The following is an 18,621-nucleotide window of genomic DNA, read 5'->3' on the forward strand; positions in this document are numbered from 1 at the left end:
AGCCAGCTCCCACAGAGGCACCATGGATTTCAAGCCTTATGGTGTCCCTGTGGGAGCTGGCTTGCCGGCGATAGGGCCGGACCAGGCTAACAACTATCAGCCTTCCAGCTCAGCCCAGCGCTCTACCAGTACATCCAGCTCACCCTGCAACTTCTCGATCCTGGCCAGCACTGCCGAAGTTTCCGCAATCGGCCGCTGATAGAAGCCCGCCGCATTCACCTCTTCCTGAGCTTCAGCCATGCGCTGCTCCAGCGCGTCGATCTGCCCCGGCAGCATCTCCAGCTCACGCTGCAGCTTGTAGCTGAGCTTTTTCTTCGATGCCTCTTCCACCACCGGCGCAGCAACAGGCGCAGGCTTGGCCTCGACCTTCTCCACCACCGCGCTATTGAGGGCCGACTTGCCGCCCTTGCTCTCGGTCACGCCCAGCAGCTTCGGCGAGCCGCCCTGGCGAATCCAGTCCTCATAACCCCCTACGTACTCGCGCACCTTGCCCTCGCCTTCGAACACCAGGGTGCTGGTGACGACGTTGTCGAGGAAGGCCCGGTCGTGGCTGACGATCAGCACGGTGCCCTTGTAGTTGGACAGCACCTCTTCGAGCAGTTCGAGGGTTTCCACGTCCAGGTCGTTGGTCGGTTCGTCGAGCACCAGCAGGTTGGCCGGCTTGCTGAACAGCTTGGCCAGCAGCAGGCGGGCACGCTCTCCGCCCGACAGCGCCTTGACCGGCGTGCGCGCACGCTGGGGGCTGAACAGGAAGTCGCCCAGGTAACTGAGCACATGGCGGTTCTGCCCATCGATCTCGATGAAGTCACGGCCTTCGGCGAGGTTGTCGATCACCGTCTTTTCCAGCTCGAGCTGGTGGCGCATCTGGTCGAAATAGGCCACTTCCAGCTTGGTACCGCGCTCGACCTTGCCTGAAGTGGGCTCCAGGTCGCCGAGCATCAACTTCAGCAAGGTGGTCTTGCCGGTACCGTTGGCACCCAGCAGGCCGATACGGTCTTCGCGCTGCAGGACCATGGAGAAGTCCTTGACCAGCATCGGCCCTTCGGGATGATGGAAACTTACGTTTTCCAGCACCATGACCTGCTTGCCGGACTTTTCCGCCGCCTCGATCTGGATATTGGCCTTGCCCTGGCGTTCGCGGCGCTCGCCACGCTCTTCCCGCAGGGCCTTCAAGGCACGCACGCGACCTTCGTTGCGGGTACGGCGGGCCTTGATGCCCTGGCGAATCCACACTTCTTCCTGGGCCAGGCGCTTGTCGAACAGCGCGTTGGCGGTTTCTTCGGCGGCCAGTGCGGCCTCCTTGTGCACCAGGAAGCTGGCGTAGTCGCCGTTCCAGTCGATCAGGCCGCCACGGTCCAGTTCAAGGATGCGGGTGGCCAGGTTCTGCAGGAACGACCGGTCGTGGGTAATGAACAGCACCGCGCCGTTGAAGCCGCGCAGGGCCTCTTCGAGCCAGGCAATGGCGCCAATGTCCAGGTGGTTGGTCGGCTCGTCGAGCAGCAGCAGGTCGGGCTCCGACACCAGCGCCTGGGCCAGCAGCACGCGGCGGCGCCAGCCACCGGACAGCTCGGCCAGGGTCTTGTCGGCAGGCAGTTGCAGGCGGCTGAGGGTGCTTTCCACCACCTGCTGCAGGCGCCAGCCGTCGCGGGCTTCCAGTTCGTGCTGAACGTGCATGAGCTTTTCCAGGTCATCGTCGCCCTGGATGTTCATGCTCAGGTGGTGGAACTGCGCCAGCAGTTCACCCACGCCGTCGAGGCCGGCCGCGACCACGTCGAACACCGTGCGCTCATCGGCCACCGGCAGTTCCTGCGGCAGTTCGCCGATCTTCAGGCCCGGCGCACGCCAGATTTCCCCGTCGTCGCCCTTCTGCTCGCCCTTGACCAGGCGCAGCATGCTCGACTTGCCGGTGCCGTTCCGGCCGATGATGCACACCCGCTCGCCACGAGCGATCTGCCAGGACACTTTGTCCAGCAGCGGCATGGCGCCGAATGCGAGGGACACATCGCTGAATTTGAGCAGGGTCATGTTGGTCTCCATAAATCGGGCGCGCATTCTACCTGAGTTGGGCCCCCGACGGCAGCTGCCAGGCCAATCGATGCACGCGTGGCGACATCCGGTCGACGTTAATATGCCGATACAAGCACAGTGCTTTCACCCGCTGCCGGCAAACGGCTAAGCTAAGGCAATAGCTTCCAACAGTGCTGGCTCCGCCGTCACTTCCCCATGGTTCAACTGCCCGGACGTATCATGCGCAGCCGCCTGTTACAAATTGCTTCCTGCCTGCTGCTGACCGCTGCCACCAGCGCGGCACAGGCCACCGACCTCACCCTGCAGCGCCAGTACTACGACGAAGCCAAGCGCGCGCTGGCCAAGGGCGACAAAGGCCCTTACCTACGCTATGCCCAGGCCCTGAGTGACTACCCGCTGACCCCGTACCTGGCCTACGACGAGCTCACTGCCCGCCTGAAAAGCGCCAGCAACCAGGAAATCGAGGCGTTCCTCGCCAAGCATGGCGACCTGCCCCAGGCCAACTGGATGAAACTGCGCTGGTTGCGCTGGCTGGCCGAACGCGGCGAGTGGGACACCTTCGTCAAGTACTACGACCCCAAGCTCAATTTCACCGAGCTCGATTGCCTCAACGGCCAGTACCAGCTCAGCCATGGCCTGCGTGCCGAAGGCAACGCCACCGCCGAAAAGCTGTGGAACGTGGGCAAGTCGCAACCTGCCGCGTGCGACACACTGTTCGGCATGTGGGCCGCTGAAGGCCAGCTGACCGAGAGCAAGCGCTGGCAGCGCACCAAGCTGGCAGCCCAGGCGCGCAATTACAGCCTGGCCAATAGCCTGGTCAATGGCCTGACCACCCTCGGCCCGCAAGGCCGGCTGCTGGTCGACGTGGCACAGAAGCCTGAGCTGCTCAACCAGCCATCGCGCTTTGCCCCGGCCAACGAGGCGATGGCCGATGTGGTCAGCCTGGGCCTGCGCCGCCTGGCGCGCCAGGACCCGGAGCGGGCCATGGCGCTGCTGGACGACTACGCCCAGCGCATGCATTTCTCCCGCGACGAAAAGGTGGCCATCGCCCGCGAAATAGGCCTGACCCTGGCCCGCCGCTACGACCCGCGTGCGCTCGACCTGATGACCCGCTACGACCCTGAGCTGCGCGACAACACCGTCAGTGAATGGCGCCTGCGCCTGCTGCTGCGCCTGGGCCGCTGGGAAGACGCCTACGAGCTGACCCGGCGCCTGCCTCAGGACCTGGCCAGCAGCAGCCGCTGGAAGTACTGGCAAGCGCGCAGCCTGGAGCTGGCACAGCCGAACAACCCGCAGATCCCGCTGCTGTACAAGACCGTGGCGCGCGAGCGTGACTTCTATGGTTTCCTCGCCGCCGACCGGGCCAAGACACCGTACCAACTGAACAACAAACCCCTGTTGCTGAGCCCGCAACTGGTGAAGAAAGTACGCAATACACCCGGCATCCAGCGGGCGCTGGAATTCCATGCCCGCGGCCAGATCGTCGAAGGCCGCCGCGAGTGGTACCACGTCAGCCGGCACTTCACCCGCGATGAAATGGTGGCCCAGGCGCGCCTGGGTTATGAATTGCGCTGGTACTTCCCGGCCATCCGCACCATCAGCCAGGCCCAGTACTGGGACGACCTGGACATCCGCTTCCCGATGGCCCACCGCGATACCCTGGTGCGCGAAGCCAACGTGCGCGGCCTGCATTCGAGCTGGGTATTCGCCATTACCCGCCAGGAAAGCGCGTTCATGGAAGACGCACGCTCCCCGGTCGGCGCCAGCGGCCTGATGCAACTGATGCCGGCTACCGCCAAGGAAACGGCCCGCAAGTTCAGCATTCCGCTTGCCTCACCGGCACAAGTGCTCAACCCGGACAAGAACATCCAGCTGGGTGCCGCCTACCTGAGCCAGGTGCACAGCCAGTTCAACGGCAATCGGGTCCTGGCCTCGGCAGCCTACAATGCCGGGCCCGGGCGCGTGCGCCAGTGGCTGAGGGGCGCCAAGCACCTGAGTTTCGATGTGTGGGTGGAGTCGATCCCGTTCGACGAAACCCGCCAATACGTGCAGAACGTGCTGTCGTATTCAGTGATCTACGGGCAGAAACTGAATGCACCGCAGCCGCTGGTGGATTGGCATGAGCGGTATTTCGATGACATGTAAGGTTCGCTGAGCCCTTGCCGGCCTGTTCACGGGCAAACCTGTTAACAGGCCGGTGCCAGCACACAGCTATTCCAGGATTTCCACGCCCATCCCGACCTCAAGCCACCCGCTGCCATCCACCGCCAGGTTCTGCCCGAACAGGATATCGCCTTCCTTTTCGCGGAAGGTCCTGAGCGTGGCCATCGGTTCACGGTCTTCACTGCGCTCGCCGGTGGCGGGGTCGATAGTGGTAAAGATGCACCTCACACTCGGTTTGAGCACCCGGAATTCGAGGGTGCCAATGCGGATCCGCTTCCAGCCATCCTCGGCGAAAGGCTCGGCGCCCTGCACCACCAGGTTCGGTCGAAAACGCAGCATCTCCATGGGCCGCCCCACACGGCGGTCAAGCTCGTCCAGCGAGCCCTGGCCGATCAGCAACAAGGGGAAACCATCCGGAAAAGCGGCGCGATCGCTGTTGAAGCCATAACCGTTGGGCAAATAACGGGCACGCTGCTCCGGGCAATGCACCAAGCGCACAGCCTTGCCCAGCCACTCGCTCAGCCAGGCCGCCGCGCCATCACCGGCGTCTGGCACGCGCAAGGTATCGCGCCAGATCGTCACGCCACGCAGGCCCTCATCGGGAGGTGGCACTGCCACCCTCAGCGAGGCGCGCCCAGGCGCCTGCAACAGCAGCTGGCCGCAACCGTCATCGTGCGCCGCGATCTGGCCAAGGCGTGGCCAGGCACGTTGGGTCAGGAAGCGTCCGTTTTCTGCCTCGACCACCATCCAGCGCCGGTCACCCTGCAGGCCCAGCAGCCCCACCGGCGAAGCGCGCAGGCTCTGCGCTTGGCACGACTTCACCGGGTATCGGTACAACTCACTCAGAAACATCCCTGCCGCCTCGCGTCTTGGCAAATGCCAAGCTTATACCGGGCAGGCGTGGCGATCACGCGGTGGCCGTATCCAGCAGCAGGCGCTGCTTGACCACGTCGACCAGGCGATCGGGCTGGAACTTGGAAAGGAAGTTGTCGCAACCCACTTTCTTGACCATGGATTCATTGAAACTGCCCGACAGCGATGTGTGCAGCACCACATAGAGTTGGCGCAGCCGCGCATCGCCACGAATTTCGGTGGTCAGGCGGTAACCGTCCATTTCCGGCATTTCGGCGTCGGTGAACACCATCAGCAGCTTTTCACACACGTCCTCGCCGGCATCGGCCCAACCCTTGAGCATGCGCAGTGCCTTCAGGCCATCACTGGCCACATGCAGTTTCATGCCCAACTGGGACAAGGTGTCGCGCAACTGCGCCAGGGCCACACCGGAGTCGTCCACCAGCAGCACCTCGCGGCCTCGCGCCCGTGCCAGCACGGGGTCGGCCAGTTTGTCGCCGGAAACCCGGGCGTTGTAAGGCACGATTTCAGCCAGCACCTTTTCCACGTCGATGACCTCGACCAGTTGCTCATCGACCTTGGTGATGGCAGTCAGGTAATGCTGGCGTCCGGCGCTGGACGGCGGCGGCATGATCGACTCCCAGTTCATGTTGACGATGCGGTCGACCCCTCCTACCAGGAAAGCCTGCACCGAGCGGTTGTATTCGGTGACGATGATGGTGCTGTCGGGCGTGGGTTGCAGCGGGCGCATGCCAATGGCCTGGGACAGGTCGATCACCGGCAACGTCTGCCCACGCAGGTTGACCACACCGCAGACGAACGCATGACGCTGGGGCATCAGGGTGAGCTTGGGCAGTTGCAGCACTTCTTGAACCTTGAACACGTTGATCGCGAACAATTGGCGGCCCGCCAGGCGGAACATCAGGATTTCCAGGCGGTTCTCACCTACCAGTTGCGTGCGTTGGTCTACCGTGTCGAGAATGCCAGCCATTGGAAAGCCCCCAGGCTTGAGTCGAAAAAGGTGAATTGATCTACCCTGTATCGGCGGCTTCCCGCACACCTTGACCCTTGCGGGAAAATGCCGACTCGGCAATTGATATCACTTTACCATCATGCTTTACTGCCGGCACCCCGCTCGAATTCGGCAGCCCGCATCAGGGAAACCCCTAGGGGCAGTCAGGTGAAACCTGATATTCGCGATATCCTTTAGCCATTAATGTGACGCCATTCTCATTGCATGAATGGAGTCAGGCTTTTGCTAGCTATCGTTGCGGCGTGCCCGTCACCTGCGCCTACCCCACGCGCGGGGACCTGATCATGGACACTGCCTTAGCGTTCGATAACGCACTGCAGGGCTTCCTGCTGGATGCCCAGGTACTGCTGACCCAGGCCCAGGAATGCCTGCAGCATCTGGAATTGATCGACAACGATCCAGACGCCTGCCGCTGCCTGGACAGCACCTTGGCCAGCCTCGCCGGGCAGGCCACCCGCCTGGACGCGCGCGAAGTTGCCCATTACGCCACCGCGCTTCACCAGTTGCTGGCCCCAGCCTGCTACAGCGGCTGCCTGCAGCCAGAGGCATTGCCTGCGATCGAGGCCTGCCTGACCCTGCTGGCCTGGCAACTGGAGTTGCTCGACAGCCGAACCGGGCGGTTGAACCTGGATATCGGCGAGCAACTGGTGCTGCTGGGCGAGCTGGCCAAGGTCGTGCAGCAACCCCTTGCCCCTGCTTGCGCGTCTTGCGATGAAGCAGGCAAAACGTGCGATCACCCGCATGATGTCATGCGCTCCGGCAGCCATGGCAGCCGGTCGTACCGCGCGCATTAACCTGACCAGAAGTGCAACTAACTACATGCACTCAAGCCCTGCGCTGGTCGAACTTGCAAAGTTCGCAAAGTTTCAGGAAGGCCAAGTTGAATCATTACCGCCTTAGTTGCAGCGCGGGTGCGAGCAGCGGGATCCGCGGGTGGCACTTTGCCACCCGGCACCGCCCTGCCAACAGGCGTTTCGGAGCGTCACCCAGCCGCGACCGACACCGTACGAAGTGGTAATATGCGCCCCCACAAACACTTGCAATCACAAAAAAGTTTGCACATCAGGTGCTCGACCAAACAGCGGAAGTACTGCGCCAAAGCCTCTGACCCGCATTGTGCAAGGCCTCTATCAGCAATACTTCAGTGGCTTCCCTATTTATGCTCCCACGCTTGAAATTCCACATGCGTAGCTGCTGCCGCGTTGCCCTGCTGCGCTGGCTGACGGTCGGGCTGTGTGTGGCCTCGCTGGTTACCAACCTGATGCTGTACCTGGCCAACCTGGCTATCCCGGCTGGCCTGCTGCTTTTGCAGTTGGCCGCAACGCTGGCCGCCACCCTGCAGTTGGGATTGGGGGCCAGGTCGATCAGCCTGCGACCGGCTGAACTGGCCGAGCGCATGCTGAAGGTGCAGGAAGACGAGCGGCAACACCTGAGCCGGGAGTTGCACGACGACATTGGCCAATTGCTGACTGCCGCCAAACTGCAACTGCAGTGGCTGAAACGGCGCATGCCGGCCGAGTTGCAGGGCCACTGCGATGCGCTGCACAGCACCCTGGATGACACCCTGGGCACGGTACGCAACGTGTCGAGCCTGCTCAACCCCAGGCAATTGGCGAGTCTAGGGTTGGAAGCCAGCTTGCGCGCGCACTTGGTCCGCACGCTGGGCAGCAGCAGCGTACACTGGAGCCTGGCGTGCAACCAACGTCTGGGCGGCATTGACAATGCAGTGGCCATGGCAGTGTTCCGCATCACCCAGGAAGCAGTCACCAACATGCTGCGCCATGCCCAGGCACACAACCTGGTTGTGCGCCTGCAACGCACCCCTGCCGGGCTGGCGTTGTCGATTCACGACGATGGCCGCGGCTTCGTTCCCGCCCGGCACCCGGCCGAGGCCGGCCAGCGCGGCCTGGCCGGCATGCAGGAGCGGGTAACGGCCTTGCAGGGCAGCCTGCAGATCACCAGCCAGCCTGGCCAGGGTACACGGATAGAAGCGATGTTCCCGTGGCCACCGCGCACCCAGCAACGCGCCAGGAGTACTGTTGCCCATGACCTGTAGATTGCTGCTGGTCGACGACCACTCGCTGATCCGCGCCGGCGTACGTGCGCTGGTTTGCGACATTCCCGGCTACAGCGTGGTCGGTGAGGCCGACGATGGCAGCCAGTTGCTTGAGCAGGTACGCGCACTGGCGCCGGACATTGTCCTGCTGGACATTTCCATGCGCTCGACCAGCGGTCTGGACGCCCTGACCCAATTGCGGGCCTGCGGCAGCACCTGCAAGGTGCTGATCCTGTCGATGCACACCGATCCGGACCTGATCATGCGTGCCCTGGAAAGCGGTGCCCACGGTTACCTGCTCAAGGACACCAGTGCCACCGAGCTGGAGCAGGCCCTGGAGGCAGTACGCCACGGCGAGCGCTACCTGAGCCCGGCCATCGCCCACACCGTCATCAACCAGGCGCTGCAGCGCAACAGGCCGGGCGCACAGGGCGGCAGCGACCGCCATAACCTCACGGCGCGCCAGCTGGAGATCCTGCGCCTGATCGTGCGCGGCAAGTCGACCCGGGAAATTGCCACTGGCCTTGGCCTGTCGATCAAGACCGTGGAAACCCACCGCTCGCAAATCATGAAGCGCCTGCAAATTCATGACGTGGCTGGCCTGGTACTGTTTGCCGTGCGCGAAAAGATCATCAGCCTGGACGACTGAGCAGCGGCGACCCGGCAGGCAGGTGCAGGCGCAACGCTGCGGGCCGGGCTTCGAAACGCAAGTTGGTAGTCTGCAAGGGCTCGCCATCGAGGTTGAGGTCCAGGCCCTGGGCACTCTTGATCTCGACCCAGGGCAACCTGGCACGGACGAACAGGCCATCACCGGCCAGCAGGTCACGCAACGTGCCCAGCATTTCCTGTGGGGCAGGCAATATGGCGATATCGAGCAAGCCATCATCGACTACCGCATCCGGGCACAGCTCCTGCCCGCCTCCCGCCTGGCGGCCATTGCCGATGCCCAGTGCCAGCAGGTCCCCTTGCCAGTGGAAATCCGGCCCTTGCAGCTCGACAGAAGCCGCCTGCAGTTCGCTGAAGCGTGTGAGGCCGGTGAATAGATAGGCCGCGGCGCCCAGGACCTTCTTCAGGTCTTCGGACGTATTGGCCGTGACCTGGCTACCGAACCCGCCGGTGGCCATGTTGAGGAACAGCTGGTCGCCGGCCTGGCCCAGGTCTATGGGCTGTGCCGCCACGTTCAACAAGGCCAGCGCAGCGGCAGGCTCCAGCGGAATGCCGGCAGCCTTGGCAAAATCGTTGGCGGTGCCCAACGGCAGCAATACCAGGCTGGCATCGGTCCCGGCATGCCCCATGGCCTCGGCCACATCGCGCAGGGTCCCGTCGCCGCCACCGGCGACAATGTGGCTGTAACCTGCCGCCAGCGCCTCGGTCACCAGGCGCTGGGCATCGCCCGCCTCCCAGGTGACCCGCACATCCAGCACCCAGCCACTGTCGCGCATGTCGTGCACGGCATCGCGCAGTTCGTCGTTCATCGCCTGCTTGCCGTGCAGGACCAGCATTGCCTTGCGCGCTTGCATAGGCGCATCTCCCTGAGGTTGACCAACCCTATCTCGACCACGGGCACGCGTGGATCGTTGCATGCCGCGTTCAAAAACAGCCAGCGGCGTGTCGCGCGTGGCAGGCGGTGTTCCCTGCAGCAGCGCCGGCTCGGCTGCTAGTGAAGATAATGGCATTTTTTCCACAGCCGACAATGCCCGGCTATGCTGAGTCGAGACACTTTTGACAGGTTTTTGACCCTACAAGCGAATGAGCACAGGCGAGTCAGCATTTTGACTGTGAAATGCCCTGGCTTGCCCGCCACGGACGCACCTCCCGGCCCTCTCCTGCAACCGGCCGACAGGTGCGTCTTGCCCTCTGCAGCCGTCAGCGAGGACCACGGTCATGCGTATTCTCTGGACACTGCCTTACCTGCCTTGGCCGACCACCAGTGGCTGCAAGACTCGCCAATACCACCTGATCCGGGCACTGGCCCAGCGCGGCCACCGCATCACCTTGTTGGTGCAATCGAAGATACCCCTCAGTGACGCCGCACGCGAGGCGCTCGAACCGTACCTCGAACGGCTGATAGTCCTGCCGCGCAGGCCGCTGCATAGCCCGCTGAACCTGCTGGCCTCGCCGATCATCGACTACCCCATGCGGGCAATCATCAATGGCCTTTGCGCAGCGTTGCGGCACCGCTTCGAGCAGTTGCTGGAGGAACCGTGGGACGTGATCCAGATCGAGCACAGCTATAGCTTCCAGCCGTTCGAGAAGGCCCTGCAGGCCCGCGGCCTGCCCTTCATGCTCAGCGAACACAACCTGGAGTCGGTTACCGGCAGCGCCTGCCATGACCGCCTGCCGTTATGGCTACGCCCGCTCAATGCCTTCGACCGCTGGCGCTACCGGCGCTGGGAACAGCGCGTGCTGGGCCAGCCCACCGAGCTGGTAGCCGTCAGCGCTCACGACGCCGAGCTGATCGGGCAGATCAGCAGGCGCCCGGTGAATGTGGTGGTCAATGGCGTGGAATGTGATTTCTACCAGCAGGTGCAACCGGCGCTGCACAGCCAGCGCCTGCTGTTTGTCGGCAATTTTGAATACGGCGCCAACCTGGAAGCCATCGAGTGGGCGCTGGAAGACATCATGCCGCAGGTGTGGCTGAGCAACCCGGCCGTGCGCCTGGCGATTGCCGGGCATGCGATGCCGGCCAGCTGGAAGCTGCACTGGAATGACCCGCGGATCGAATGGCTCGGCTATCGCCCCGATCTGCGTGAACTGCAAAGCCGCTCAGCCCTGTTTTTTGCGCCGCTGCGCTATACCGGTGGCTCGAAGGTGAAAATCCTTGAAGCAATGGCTGCCGGCCTGCCGATCATCAGTACCGGCAAGGGCGTTTCCGGCCTGGCGGTGAACAACGGCGAGCATTACCTGGGCAGCGATGACAGTGATCAACTGGCCCTGCTGATCACCCAGTTGCTCAACCAGCCCTGGCGCATGAGCCAGTTGAGCGCGGCCGGGCGCCAGTTCGCCCGCCAGCGCCACGACTGGAGCGTGGCGGCTCATCAACTGGAAACCGTGCACATGCGCCTGACCCAGGCAGCACCGGTGCCAGGGCCGCTGGCCGATGCCTGGCTGGGGCGTTCAGCCAAGTAGTTCGCTGAAGGGAATGAATGGCACGCTGTCACCCGTTTTCGGCGTGCTGCCTTCGCGCACCTCCACCAGCCCGTCGGCCCAGGCTGCGCTGCGCAGCACACCCGAACTCTGGTTCTTGTAGATGCGCACCTGGCCGTCCTCGATGCGCGCACGCAAGTATTCGCGGCGGCTACCGGGTTTGGGCCAGTCAAACCCCGCCGGCATGTCGAAGCGCAGCGGCGTGACATTGCCCACCCCTTGGCGCCGCAGCAGGTAGGGCCGGGTCAGCAGGCCAAAGGTGACCAGGGTCGAGGCCGGATTACCCGGCAGGCCGATCACCGGCACGCCCTGGTAATGACCGAAGGTCAGCGGCTTGCCCGGCTTGATCGCCAGCTTCCACAGCGCCAGCTCGCCCGCTTCGCGCAGTGCTGCCCCGAGGTAGTCGGCCTCGCCCACCGACACGCCGCCAGTGGACAGGATCAGGTCGACGTGGCCCAGTCCGGCCAGGCAGGCGCGGGTCTGCGCCAGGTCATCCGGCAGGATGCCGGCATCGACCACCTCGCACCCCAGGCGCTGCAACCAACTGACCAGTAGCCGACGATTGCTGTTGTAGATTTGCCCGGGCCCCAACGGCAGCCCGGGCTCGACCAGTTCGTCGCCGGTGGACAGTACCGCCACTTTGACCTTGCGTACCACCTCGAGCCGGGCGTGGCCCAAGGTCGCCGCCAGGCCCAGTTCGATCGGCCCCAGGCGCGTGCCGGCGTTCATCACCTGCTCGCCCTTGCGGGTTTCCTGGCCCTGCGGGCGAATGTTCTGCCCGGCGCGCAGCGCCTCGACGAAACGTACCCGGCCATCCTCCAGCACCTGGGTGTTTTCCTGCATCTCGACGCAATCGGCACCTGCCGGCACTGGGGCGCCGGTAAAGATGCGGGCACAGGTGCCCGGCTGCAGAGGCTGTGGCGCATGGCCGGCGAAGATGCGCTGGCTGACGGGCAACGGCTGGCCCTGCCAGTCGGCCAGGCGCAGGGCATAGCCGTCCATGGCACTGTTCGGCCAGGGCGGCAGGTCGAGCGAGGCCACCAGGTCGGTCGCCAGTACCCGGCCTTCGGCCTCGGCCAGGGGCAGGTTTTCAGTCTCCTGAATCGGTGCCGCCTCGGCCAATGCCAGCAATTGTTCCAGGGCTTGCTCTACCGGCATCAGCGGCCGTGGCTGACTGACCTCAGCCACGGCTGTCACAGGCCATTGCCTGCTTCAGGTGCGGGACAAAGTTGCATGGCCGATGGCGGGCGTCGAGTTGCTCGGCAAGAATGCCGTCCCAACCGGTGCGCACGGCATTGGTCGAGCCCGGCAGGCAGCACACCAGGGTGCCATTGGCCAGGCCGGCCAAGGCCCGCGACTGTACCGTGGACGTACCGATATCCGGCACGGAGATCTGCCGGAACAACTCGCCAAAGCCATCGACCTGCTTGTCCAGCAGACAGGCCACCGCCTCCGGCGTGCTGTCGCGGCCGGTAAAGCCAGTGCCGCCGGTAATCAGCACCACCTGCACGCGCTCGTCGGCGATCCAGGTGGCAACCTGCGCACGGATCTTGTACAGGTCGTCCTTGAGCAATACCCGCTCTGCCAGGTGATGGCCGGCCTCGCTCAACCGGTCGACGAACATCTGGCCAGAGGTATCGGTGTCGGGCGTGCGGGTGTCGCTAACGGTGAGCACCGCGATATTCAGCGGCACAAAGGGGGTATCTGCCTTGGCTTTCATGGGGGTCCGTCACAACAGGATAGGTTGGCCGCAGTTATATCACAGCGCACTTTTACCGGGTTGCGCCCAACAAACTTGCCCTGGATCAACCGCGCAGATTTATCGCTATGATGCACTTGCAGTGAACTTGCACTAAAGTCCTGCGTCATAAATGTCATCTAGCACCATCGCACTTGGAGAACCACGATGATCAAACGGACCCTACCCGCCTTCCTGCTCGCTTTGGGCCTGGGCACCCTTGCCGGCTGCTCCACCCCAACCGTCATCACCCTGAACGATGGCCGAGAAATCCAGGCGACGGATAAACCGTCCTACGACGAAGACTCCGGCTTCTACGAATTCGAGCAGCTGGACGGCAAGCGCACCCGCCTGAACAAGGACCAGATCCGCACCGTGAAAGAGCTGTAACCGCGCCGCGTTTTCAGCAAAGGCCCTTTGCACAACAGGGGCTTGCGAGCAAAAACACGATGCAGTAGGATTTTGTTCATCGGAGTGTAGCGCAGCCAGGTAGCGCGTCTCGTTCGGGACGAGAAGGCCGCAGGTTCGAATCCTGTCTCTCCGACCAGATCCTCCAGAAGCCCGCTGATGCGGGCTTTTTTGTGCCTGGAAACCGCCACCAACGGTAGCGTTGAAAGCCGATAGCCACCCCTGCACCGCCCCCGTCACCCCTGTGTCAGGCACTGGTGAACTGCAGGGCCGCCAGCCGGGCATACAGCGGGCTTTGCTCGATCAATTGGCGATGAGTGCCCACCGCCACCAAGCGTCCCTGGTCGATGACCGCGATGCGCTCGGCGTGCTGGACCGTGGCCAGCCGATGGGCGATGACCAGCGTGGTACGCCCGGCCATCAGGCGGGGCAGTGCTTGCTGGATCAGGTGTTCGCTTTGCGCGTCGAGGGCGCTGGTGGCTTCGTCCAGCAACAGGATCGGCGCGTCCACCAGTAGCGCCCGGGCAATCGCCAGGCGCTGGCGCTGGCCGCCGGAAAGCCCGATGCCACCCTCCCCCAGCGGTGTCTGGTAGCCCTGAGGTAACTGCCGAATGAATTCATCAGCATGGGCGCCGCGGGCTGCGGCTTCGACCTCGGCCTGGCTCGCCTCGGGGCGGCCATAGCGAATATTGGCTTCTACCGTGCCACGGAACAGCGAAGGGTTCTGTGCAACCAGGGCAAACTGCCGTCGCAGCTGGCCGGGGTCGAATTCTGTCAGCGGCTGGCCGTCGAGCAGGATGCGCCCTTGCTGGGGGTCGTAAAACCGCAGCAACAGATCGAACAAGGTCGACTTGCCGGCCCCTGATGGGCCGACCAGGGCCACGGTCTGGCCGGGCTCGATGACCAGGCTCAGGCCAGCTACCGCTGCCACGGTGGGCCGTGACGGGTAGGCGAACACCAGTTCCTGCAACTCGATGTGCCCGCGGGCCCTCTGCCCCGCCACGCCCGAGGCGGCACAGCCCGGCAGGATTGCGCTGCGAGCGGCCAGCAGTTCGGCGATCCGCTCGCCAGCACCGGCAGCGCGCTGCAGTTCGCCGATCACTTCACTGAGGGTGCCGAAGGCGCTGCCGACGATCAGGCTGTAGAACACGAAGGCGGCCAGTTCGCCGGCAGATATGCGCCCGGCGATCACATCCATGCCGCCCACCCACAGCATCACCCCAACCGCCCCCAGCACCAAGACGATCACCAGGGTGATCAGCCAGGCCCGCTGGGCAATGCGCTTGCGCGCCACGGTGAACGCCGCTTCGACCGTGTCGGCAAAAAGTGCGCGGTCATGTGCCTGATGGTTGTAGGCCTGCACAGTCTTGATCTGCCCCAGCGTCTCGGCCACGTAGCTGCCTACGTCGGCGACCCGGTCCTGGCTCTGCCGCGACAGCCTACGTACGCGGCGACCAAACAGCAGGATGGGCGCCAACACCAGCGGCAGGGTCACCACCACGATGCTGGTGAGCTTGGGGTTGGTAATGAACAGCAGCACCACACCGCCCAGCACCATCAATGCATTGCGCAGGAACATCGACAGCGACGAACCGATGACCGATTGCAGCAGCGTGGTGTCTGCTGTCAGCCGCGACTGGATCTCGGCGCTGCGGTTATCTTCGAAAAAGCCGGGGTGCAGGCCGATCAGGTGGTTGAACACGGCCCGCCGCATGTCGGCCACGCAGCGCTCGCCAATCCAGGACACCAGGTAGAAACGGCTGAACGTTCCCACCGCCAGGGCCAGTACCAGCAGCAGGAACAGCCCGATGGTCTGGTTGAGCTGGTGCGCGGAACGGGTCATGAAACCCTGGTCGACCAGCAGCCGGATGCCTTGGCCCATCGACAAGGTGATGCCCGCAGTGACCACCAGTGCCAGCAAGGCCAGCAGAACCTGCCGGCGATAGGGGCGAACGAACTGCCAGGCCAGGCGTAATGCCCGGCGTGGTTGCGGGGAAACCGATTCGGACATGGTGACGATCACTGTGGGTGGCGAAGGCCCAGACTACCACTCATCAGGGCTGGGGAACGCGGGCAGGTGGCTATAGCCTATCGATCTAACCAGGGTATGGAGCTTTGCCAGCGTTTCTGTTGGACTGGTATTGCCGTGACGAGCCTGTCGTCACAGGCCAGTCACGGTGCAGGACTACCCTGAGTGTTCACCTGATGAGGAGACCATGCATGAGCTTGCAGCCTACCAGCGACAACCAGCAGCCCCGGCCGAACCAGCAACCCCAGGTATGCGGTTCGATCATTGATGCCCAGGGGCGCGAAGTACCGATCACCGAGCAGATGATCCAGCAGGCTTGCAAGGCCCTGGAACAGAGCCGGGTCGAGCGCGTACGCAAAGGTTGAGCGGCGAATTTCTTGCAACCCGGCGCCCGCGCCGGGTTTTTATTTGCCCTGAGTTCACTACTGGCCCCTTGCGGCCAGGCCCGGCTGGGCGCTCTCACCCAGGCGAACGCCCGTGCAGCGGCCGGCACGCCGTCAGACCAATACGCCACCCAGCGCACTGACCAGTTGCGCCAACTGCGGCGCCTCGCCCCGCAGGCGCACCGCCAGCCCCTCGATCTCGCGTCGCGCTGGGTACTGCTTGCGCAACTGGTCGAACGCGGCACGCTGTTGTTGTGGGTCGTCGCTCAGGCTGCGGCGGAAGTCGGCATCGTCACGGCGCGGGTCGTACACGGCGCGGCACAGGGTGGCCAGGGCCCAGGCCGGGTCGGCGCTGGCATCCAGCTCGATTTGCGCCAGCGGCGGGCGCGGCAGCAGGTCGGCCAGTTGCACCTGCTCATCCACCCCGAGGAAGCGGCACAGGGCCTGGTAGATCTGCGCGGTGCCACGCTGGCGGCCGTCGAGGCTGTAACCGGCAATATGCGGTGACGCCAGGGTACACAGGTCGGCCAGTTGCAGGTCGACTTGCGGCTCGCCTTCCCATACGTCCAGCACGGCATGGATGTCGTCGCGCTGCAGCAGCAGCTCGCGCAGGGCGGCGTTGTCCACCACTGGCCCACGGCTGGCGTTGACCAGCCAGGCACCCGGGCGCAATTGTGCCAATTGCGCCTGGCCCAGCAAGTGCCAGGTGGGGTAGCCGCCGCTACGCTGCAACGGGGTATGCAGGCTGATCACATCACACTGCTGGACAATGGTTTCCAGGCTGACGTAGTCACCGCCTTCAGCGGCCTGGCGCAGCGGGTCGCACACCAGCACCTTCCAGCCCAGGCCGCGCAGCACACGTACCAGCCGCCCGCCGACCTCACCTGCACCGACCACGCCGTAGACCCGTTCGGGCAGCGCAACGCCATCCAGTTCGGCCAGGGTCAGCAGGCTGCCCAGCACATAATCGACCACACCGCGGGCATTGCAGCCTGGCGCGCTGCTCCAGCGAATGCCGGCTTCGGCAAAATAGTCCAGATCCAGGTGATCGGTACCGATGGTGCAGGTACCGACGAAGCGTACCCGGCTGCCTTCGAGCAATGTGCGATCAACCTTGGTCACCGAGCGTACCAGCAGGATATCGGCATCCTTGACGCTGGCGGCATCGAGGCTTCGGCCGGGGTAGCGGCGAATTTCCCCGAAGCCTTGGAAGAAGGCATCGAGCAGCGGGATGTTTTCGTCGGCAACTATCAGCATGGCGCTCTCCTGTCTGGGGAGCGCAGTGTAGGCGCATCGCCAGGTGGGTTGCACAGGGTTTCAGTCGGCTTTTTTGCGAATCCAGTAAAGGAAGGTGCCGGCGTCTTCCTGCTGTTGCACGAGTTCGTGGCCGAGGAAGTTGCAGAACTTGGGAATGTCGCGGCGGGTGGACGGGTCGGTGGCGATGACCTTGAGCAGGCCGCCGGCGGCCAGGTTGCGTACGTGCTGGTGCAGCATCATCACCGGCTCCGGGCAGTTCAGGCCGGTGGCATCGAGGATGGCGTCGGGGGTGAAATCGGTCATGGGGGGCTCCGAAAATGATCGCTATTGTCGCGCATCACGCGGCGGGGTCCAAGCGCGGCTTTGCAGGCCATAAGTCCGGACGGGCGTTGCCCAGGCCCTTTGCGCCCCTACGGCGGGTCAGAGGCTTCGCGCCGCCTCCCCCCCGCACGGCTTCTGATCTGGCTGTTGATCTGGCTGTTGATCTGGCTGTTGATCTTGATCTTGATCTTGATCTTGATCTTGATCTTGATCTTGATCTTGATCTTCGCGACTTCAGGAGGCCGAGCGGAGGGCATGCGGAGGGAGGTGACGGGCATGGATGCCCGTCAAGCGCTGAGGCCCCAGGGATGGGGCCTGCAGCGCGTACTCCCGGGAGCATGCCCGTAGCGAGGGAACCCCGGAGCGAAGCGGAGGCGCCGGATGACGGGAGCGCAGCGTTTTTTGGTTACTTTTTGTCGCGTCTGACAAAAAGTGACTCGCCGTAAGGGCGAAAAGGTGACTATGCGTCGCTATCGCAGCTGGAGTTATCACGCCACCAAAAACCAGCGCCCAGGATTTCAAGCTCTGCAAAGGTGTGGGCGTTTACACCGCATAGGTATTCGTTCGCGTAGGCGGCGCCGAGTCACCTTTCCGCCCTTACGGCGGGTTACTTTGGTCTTGGCCAAAGTAACCAAAGCCGCCCGCTCCCGTCATCCGGCCCCTGCGCTGCGCTCCGGGGTCCCCTCGCTGCGGGCATGCTCCCGGGAGTACGCGCTGCAGGCCCCGTCCCTGGGGCCTCAGCGCTTGACGGGCATCCATGCCCGTCACCTCCCTCCGCATGCCCTTCGCTCGGCCTCCTGAAGTCGCAATCTGCGTCGCCTGTGCTACCGCGCGCTTAGAAGCAAAAGCAAAAGCAAAAAGCAGAAGCAACAGCAGCACTTGCTTGGATTTCGCACCACGCAACCAAACCCCGCACAGCTTTTGATCTGGCTGTTGATCTTGATCTTGATCTTGATCTTGATCTTGATTTTGATCTTGATCTTGATCTTCGCGACTTCAGGAGGCCGAGCGAAGGGCATGCGGAGGGAGGTGACGGGCATGGATGCCCGTCAAGCGCTGAGGCCCCAGGGATGGGGCCTGCAGCGCGTACTCCCGGGAGCATGCCCGTAGCGAGGGAACCCCGGAGCGAAGCGCAGGGGCCGGATGACGGGAGCGCAGCGTTTTTTGGTTACTTTTTGTCGCGTTTGACAAAAAGTGACTCGCCGT

General features: G+C 63.8%; 17 protein-coding genes and 1 tRNA gene. 8 read left to right on the forward strand and 10 right to left on the reverse strand.

Features of this window, described 5'->3' with window-relative positions; all coding sequences use genetic code 11:
* Nucleotides 1–96: 96 nt before the first annotated feature.
* Nucleotides 97–2,025, reverse strand: coding sequence for an ATP-binding cassette domain-containing protein (locus EGJ22_RS23045; RefSeq protein WP_029887730.1), 1,929 nt, complete (start codon nt 2,023–2,025; stop codon nt 97–99).
* A gap of 222 nt (nt 2,026–2,247) precedes the next feature.
* Here EGJ22_RS23045 and EGJ22_RS23050 point away from each other — a divergent pair, with 222 nt between their 5' ends.
* Nucleotides 2,248–4,173, forward strand: a complete 1,926-nt coding sequence (locus EGJ22_RS23050; protein WP_029887729.1) for a transglycosylase SLT domain-containing protein — start codon at nt 2,248–2,250, stop codon at nt 4,171–4,173.
* A gap of 66 nt (nt 4,174–4,239) precedes the next feature.
* On the opposite strand, the gene EGJ22_RS23055 is transcribed toward EGJ22_RS23050, so the two are convergent.
* Nucleotides 4,240–5,043, reverse strand: a complete 804-nt coding sequence (locus tag EGJ22_RS23055) for an MOSC domain-containing protein (RefSeq protein ID WP_029887728.1) — start codon at nt 5,041–5,043, stop codon at nt 4,240–4,242.
* A gap of 55 nt (nt 5,044–5,098) precedes the next feature.
* Nucleotides 5,099–6,034 (reverse strand): chemotaxis protein, encoded by a 936-nt coding sequence (locus EGJ22_RS23060; RefSeq protein ID WP_029887727.1) that lies wholly within the window; start codon nt 6,032–6,034, stop codon nt 5,099–5,101.
* A gap of 326 nt (nt 6,035–6,360) precedes the next feature.
* Here EGJ22_RS23060 and EGJ22_RS23065 point away from each other — a divergent pair, with 326 nt between their 5' ends.
* The 3 genes from EGJ22_RS23065 to EGJ22_RS23075 all read left to right on the forward strand — a co-directional run bounded on the left by EGJ22_RS23065 (nt 6,361) and on the right by EGJ22_RS23075 (nt 8,781).
* The gene (locus tag EGJ22_RS23065; protein ID WP_125920414.1) at nt 6,361–6,870 is read left to right on the forward strand and encodes a histidine kinase; all 510 of its coding nucleotides are present in this window, start codon (nt 6,361–6,363) and stop codon (nt 6,868–6,870) included.
* Nucleotides 6,871–7,235: 365 nt separating this feature from the next.
* Entirely contained in the window at nt 7,236–8,132 is an 897-nt protein-coding gene (locus EGJ22_RS23070) for a sensor histidine kinase (RefSeq protein ID WP_029887254.1), read from the forward strand.
* Nucleotides 8,122–8,781: a response regulator transcription factor gene (locus tag EGJ22_RS23075; protein ID WP_029887253.1), complete on the forward strand. Its 660-nt coding sequence runs from the start codon at nt 8,122–8,124 to the stop codon at nt 8,779–8,781. The genes EGJ22_RS23070 and EGJ22_RS23075 overlap by 11 nt, the downstream gene beginning before the upstream one ends.
* Here the strand turns inward: EGJ22_RS23075 and yegS are convergent.
* A complete protein-coding gene (yegS, locus tag EGJ22_RS23080; protein WP_029887252.1) occupies nt 8,765–9,652 on the reverse strand; it encodes a lipid kinase YegS in 888 nt (295 codons plus the stop codon). The genes EGJ22_RS23075 and yegS overlap by 17 nt on opposite strands.
* Before the next feature lie 364 nt (nt 9,653–10,016).
* On the opposite strand from yegS, the gene EGJ22_RS23085 reads away from it, so the two are divergent.
* A complete protein-coding gene (locus EGJ22_RS23085; protein WP_029887251.1) occupies nt 10,017–11,261 on the forward strand; it encodes a glycosyltransferase family 4 protein in 1,245 nt (414 codons plus the stop codon).
* On the opposite strand, the gene glp is transcribed toward EGJ22_RS23085, so the two are convergent.
* Together glp and moaB are read right to left on the reverse strand one after the other, a co-directional pair.
* On the reverse strand, nt 11,250–12,476 hold the full coding sequence (glp, locus tag EGJ22_RS23090; protein WP_050492240.1) for a gephyrin-like molybdotransferase Glp: 1,227 nt from the start codon (nt 12,474–12,476) through the stop codon (nt 11,250–11,252). The genes EGJ22_RS23085 and glp overlap by 12 nt on opposite strands.
* On the reverse strand, nt 12,460–12,999 hold the full coding sequence (gene moaB / locus EGJ22_RS23095) for a molybdenum cofactor biosynthesis protein B (protein WP_009686260.1): 540 nt from the start codon (nt 12,997–12,999) through the stop codon (nt 12,460–12,462). The genes glp and moaB overlap by 17 nt, the downstream gene beginning before the upstream one ends.
* Before the next feature lie 186 nt (nt 13,000–13,185).
* On the opposite strand from moaB, the gene EGJ22_RS23100 reads away from it, so the two are divergent.
* Nucleotides 13,186–13,407: a YgdI/YgdR family lipoprotein gene (locus EGJ22_RS23100; RefSeq protein WP_009686259.1), complete on the forward strand. Its 222-nt coding sequence runs from the start codon at nt 13,186–13,188 to the stop codon at nt 13,405–13,407.
* Nucleotides 13,408–13,487: 80 nt separating this feature from the next.
* A tRNA-Pro gene (locus EGJ22_RS23105) sits at nt 13,488–13,564 on the forward strand.
* Nucleotides 13,565–13,672: 108 nt separating this feature from the next.
* On the opposite strand, the gene EGJ22_RS23110 is transcribed toward EGJ22_RS23105, so the two are convergent.
* Nucleotides 13,673–15,436 carry an ABC transporter transmembrane domain-containing protein gene (locus EGJ22_RS23110; protein ID WP_029887249.1) on the reverse strand — a complete coding sequence of 588 codons (1,764 nt, stop codon included), beginning with the start codon at nt 15,434–15,436 and terminating at the stop codon, nt 13,673–13,675.
* A 209-nt stretch (nt 15,437–15,645) separates the two neighbouring features.
* On the opposite strand from EGJ22_RS23110, the gene EGJ22_RS26215 reads away from it, so the two are divergent.
* Nucleotides 15,646–15,819 carry a PA1571 family protein gene (locus tag EGJ22_RS26215; protein WP_009686257.1) on the forward strand — a complete coding sequence of 58 codons (174 nt, stop codon included), beginning with the start codon at nt 15,646–15,648 and terminating at the stop codon, nt 15,817–15,819.
* A gap of 132 nt (nt 15,820–15,951) precedes the next feature.
* Here EGJ22_RS26215 and pdxB read toward each other — a convergent pair whose 3' ends face one another.
* The 3 genes from pdxB to EGJ22_RS26010 all read right to left on the reverse strand — a co-directional run bounded on the left by pdxB (nt 15,952) and on the right by EGJ22_RS26010 (nt 17,693).
* Nucleotides 15,952–17,094: a 4-phosphoerythronate dehydrogenase PdxB gene (pdxB, locus tag EGJ22_RS23115; protein ID WP_029887248.1), complete on the reverse strand. Its 1,143-nt coding sequence runs from the start codon at nt 17,092–17,094 to the stop codon at nt 15,952–15,954.
* A gap of 60 nt (nt 17,095–17,154) precedes the next feature.
* Nucleotides 17,155–17,397 (reverse strand): sulfurtransferase TusA, encoded by a 243-nt coding sequence (gene tusA / locus EGJ22_RS23120; protein ID WP_009686255.1) that lies wholly within the window; start codon nt 17,395–17,397, stop codon nt 17,155–17,157.
* Nucleotides 17,398–17,504: 107 nt separating this feature from the next.
* The gene (locus EGJ22_RS26010; protein WP_158619541.1) at nt 17,505–17,693 is read right to left on the reverse strand and encodes a hypothetical protein; all 189 of its coding nucleotides are present in this window, start codon (nt 17,691–17,693) and stop codon (nt 17,505–17,507) included.
* Nucleotides 17,694–18,621 lie beyond the last annotated feature (928 nt).

This window comes from Pseudomonas sp. p99-361 (assembly GCF_003935475.1).
Classification (GTDB): Bacteria; Pseudomonadota; Gammaproteobacteria; order Pseudomonadales; family Pseudomonadaceae; genus Aquipseudomonas; species Aquipseudomonas juntendi.

Bases quoted from the DNA above. Each gene is read 5' to 3' on its own strand.
- EGJ22_RS23045 (WP_029887730.1), bottom strand. From the start codon at position 2,025: ATGACCCTGCTCAAATTCAGCGATGTGTCCCTCGCATTCGGCGCCATG.
- EGJ22_RS23050 (WP_029887729.1), top strand. From the start codon at position 2,248: ATGCGCAGCCGCCTGTTACAAATTGCTTCCTGCCTGCTGCTGACCGCT.
- EGJ22_RS23055 (WP_029887728.1), bottom strand. From the start codon at position 5,043: ATGTTTCTGAGTGAGTTGTACCGATACCCGGTGAAGTCGTGCCAAGCG.
- EGJ22_RS23060 (WP_029887727.1), bottom strand. From the start codon at position 6,034: ATGGCTGGCATTCTCGACACGGTAGACCAACGCACGCAACTGGTAGGT.
- EGJ22_RS23065 (WP_125920414.1), top strand. From the start codon at position 6,361: ATGGACACTGCCTTAGCGTTCGATAACGCACTGCAGGGCTTCCTGCTG.
- EGJ22_RS23070 (WP_029887254.1), top strand. From the start codon at position 7,236: ATGCTCCCACGCTTGAAATTCCACATGCGTAGCTGCTGCCGCGTTGCC.
- EGJ22_RS23075 (WP_029887253.1), top strand. From the start codon at position 8,122: ATGACCTGTAGATTGCTGCTGGTCGACGACCACTCGCTGATCCGCGCC.
- yegS (WP_029887252.1), bottom strand. From the start codon at position 9,652: ATGCAAGCGCGCAAGGCAATGCTGGTCCTGCACGGCAAGCAGGCGATG.
- EGJ22_RS23085 (WP_029887251.1), top strand. From the start codon at position 10,017: ATGCGTATTCTCTGGACACTGCCTTACCTGCCTTGGCCGACCACCAGT.
- moaB (WP_009686260.1), bottom strand. From the start codon at position 12,999: ATGAAAGCCAAGGCAGATACCCCCTTTGTGCCGCTGAATATCGCGGTG.
- EGJ22_RS23100 (WP_009686259.1), top strand. From the start codon at position 13,186: ATGATCAAACGGACCCTACCCGCCTTCCTGCTCGCTTTGGGCCTGGGC.
- EGJ22_RS23110 (WP_029887249.1), bottom strand. From the start codon at position 15,436: ATGTCCGAATCGGTTTCCCCGCAACCACGCCGGGCATTACGCCTGGCC.
- EGJ22_RS26215 (WP_009686257.1), top strand. From the start codon at position 15,646: ATGAGCTTGCAGCCTACCAGCGACAACCAGCAGCCCCGGCCGAACCAG.
- pdxB (WP_029887248.1), bottom strand. From the start codon at position 17,094: ATGCTGATAGTTGCCGACGAAAACATCCCGCTGCTCGATGCCTTCTTC.
- tusA (WP_009686255.1), bottom strand. From the start codon at position 17,397: ATGACCGATTTCACCCCCGACGCCATCCTCGATGCCACCGGCCTGAAC.
- EGJ22_RS26010 (WP_158619541.1), bottom strand. From the start codon at position 17,693: ATGCCCGTCACCTCCCTCCGCATGCCCTCCGCTCGGCCTCCTGAAGTC.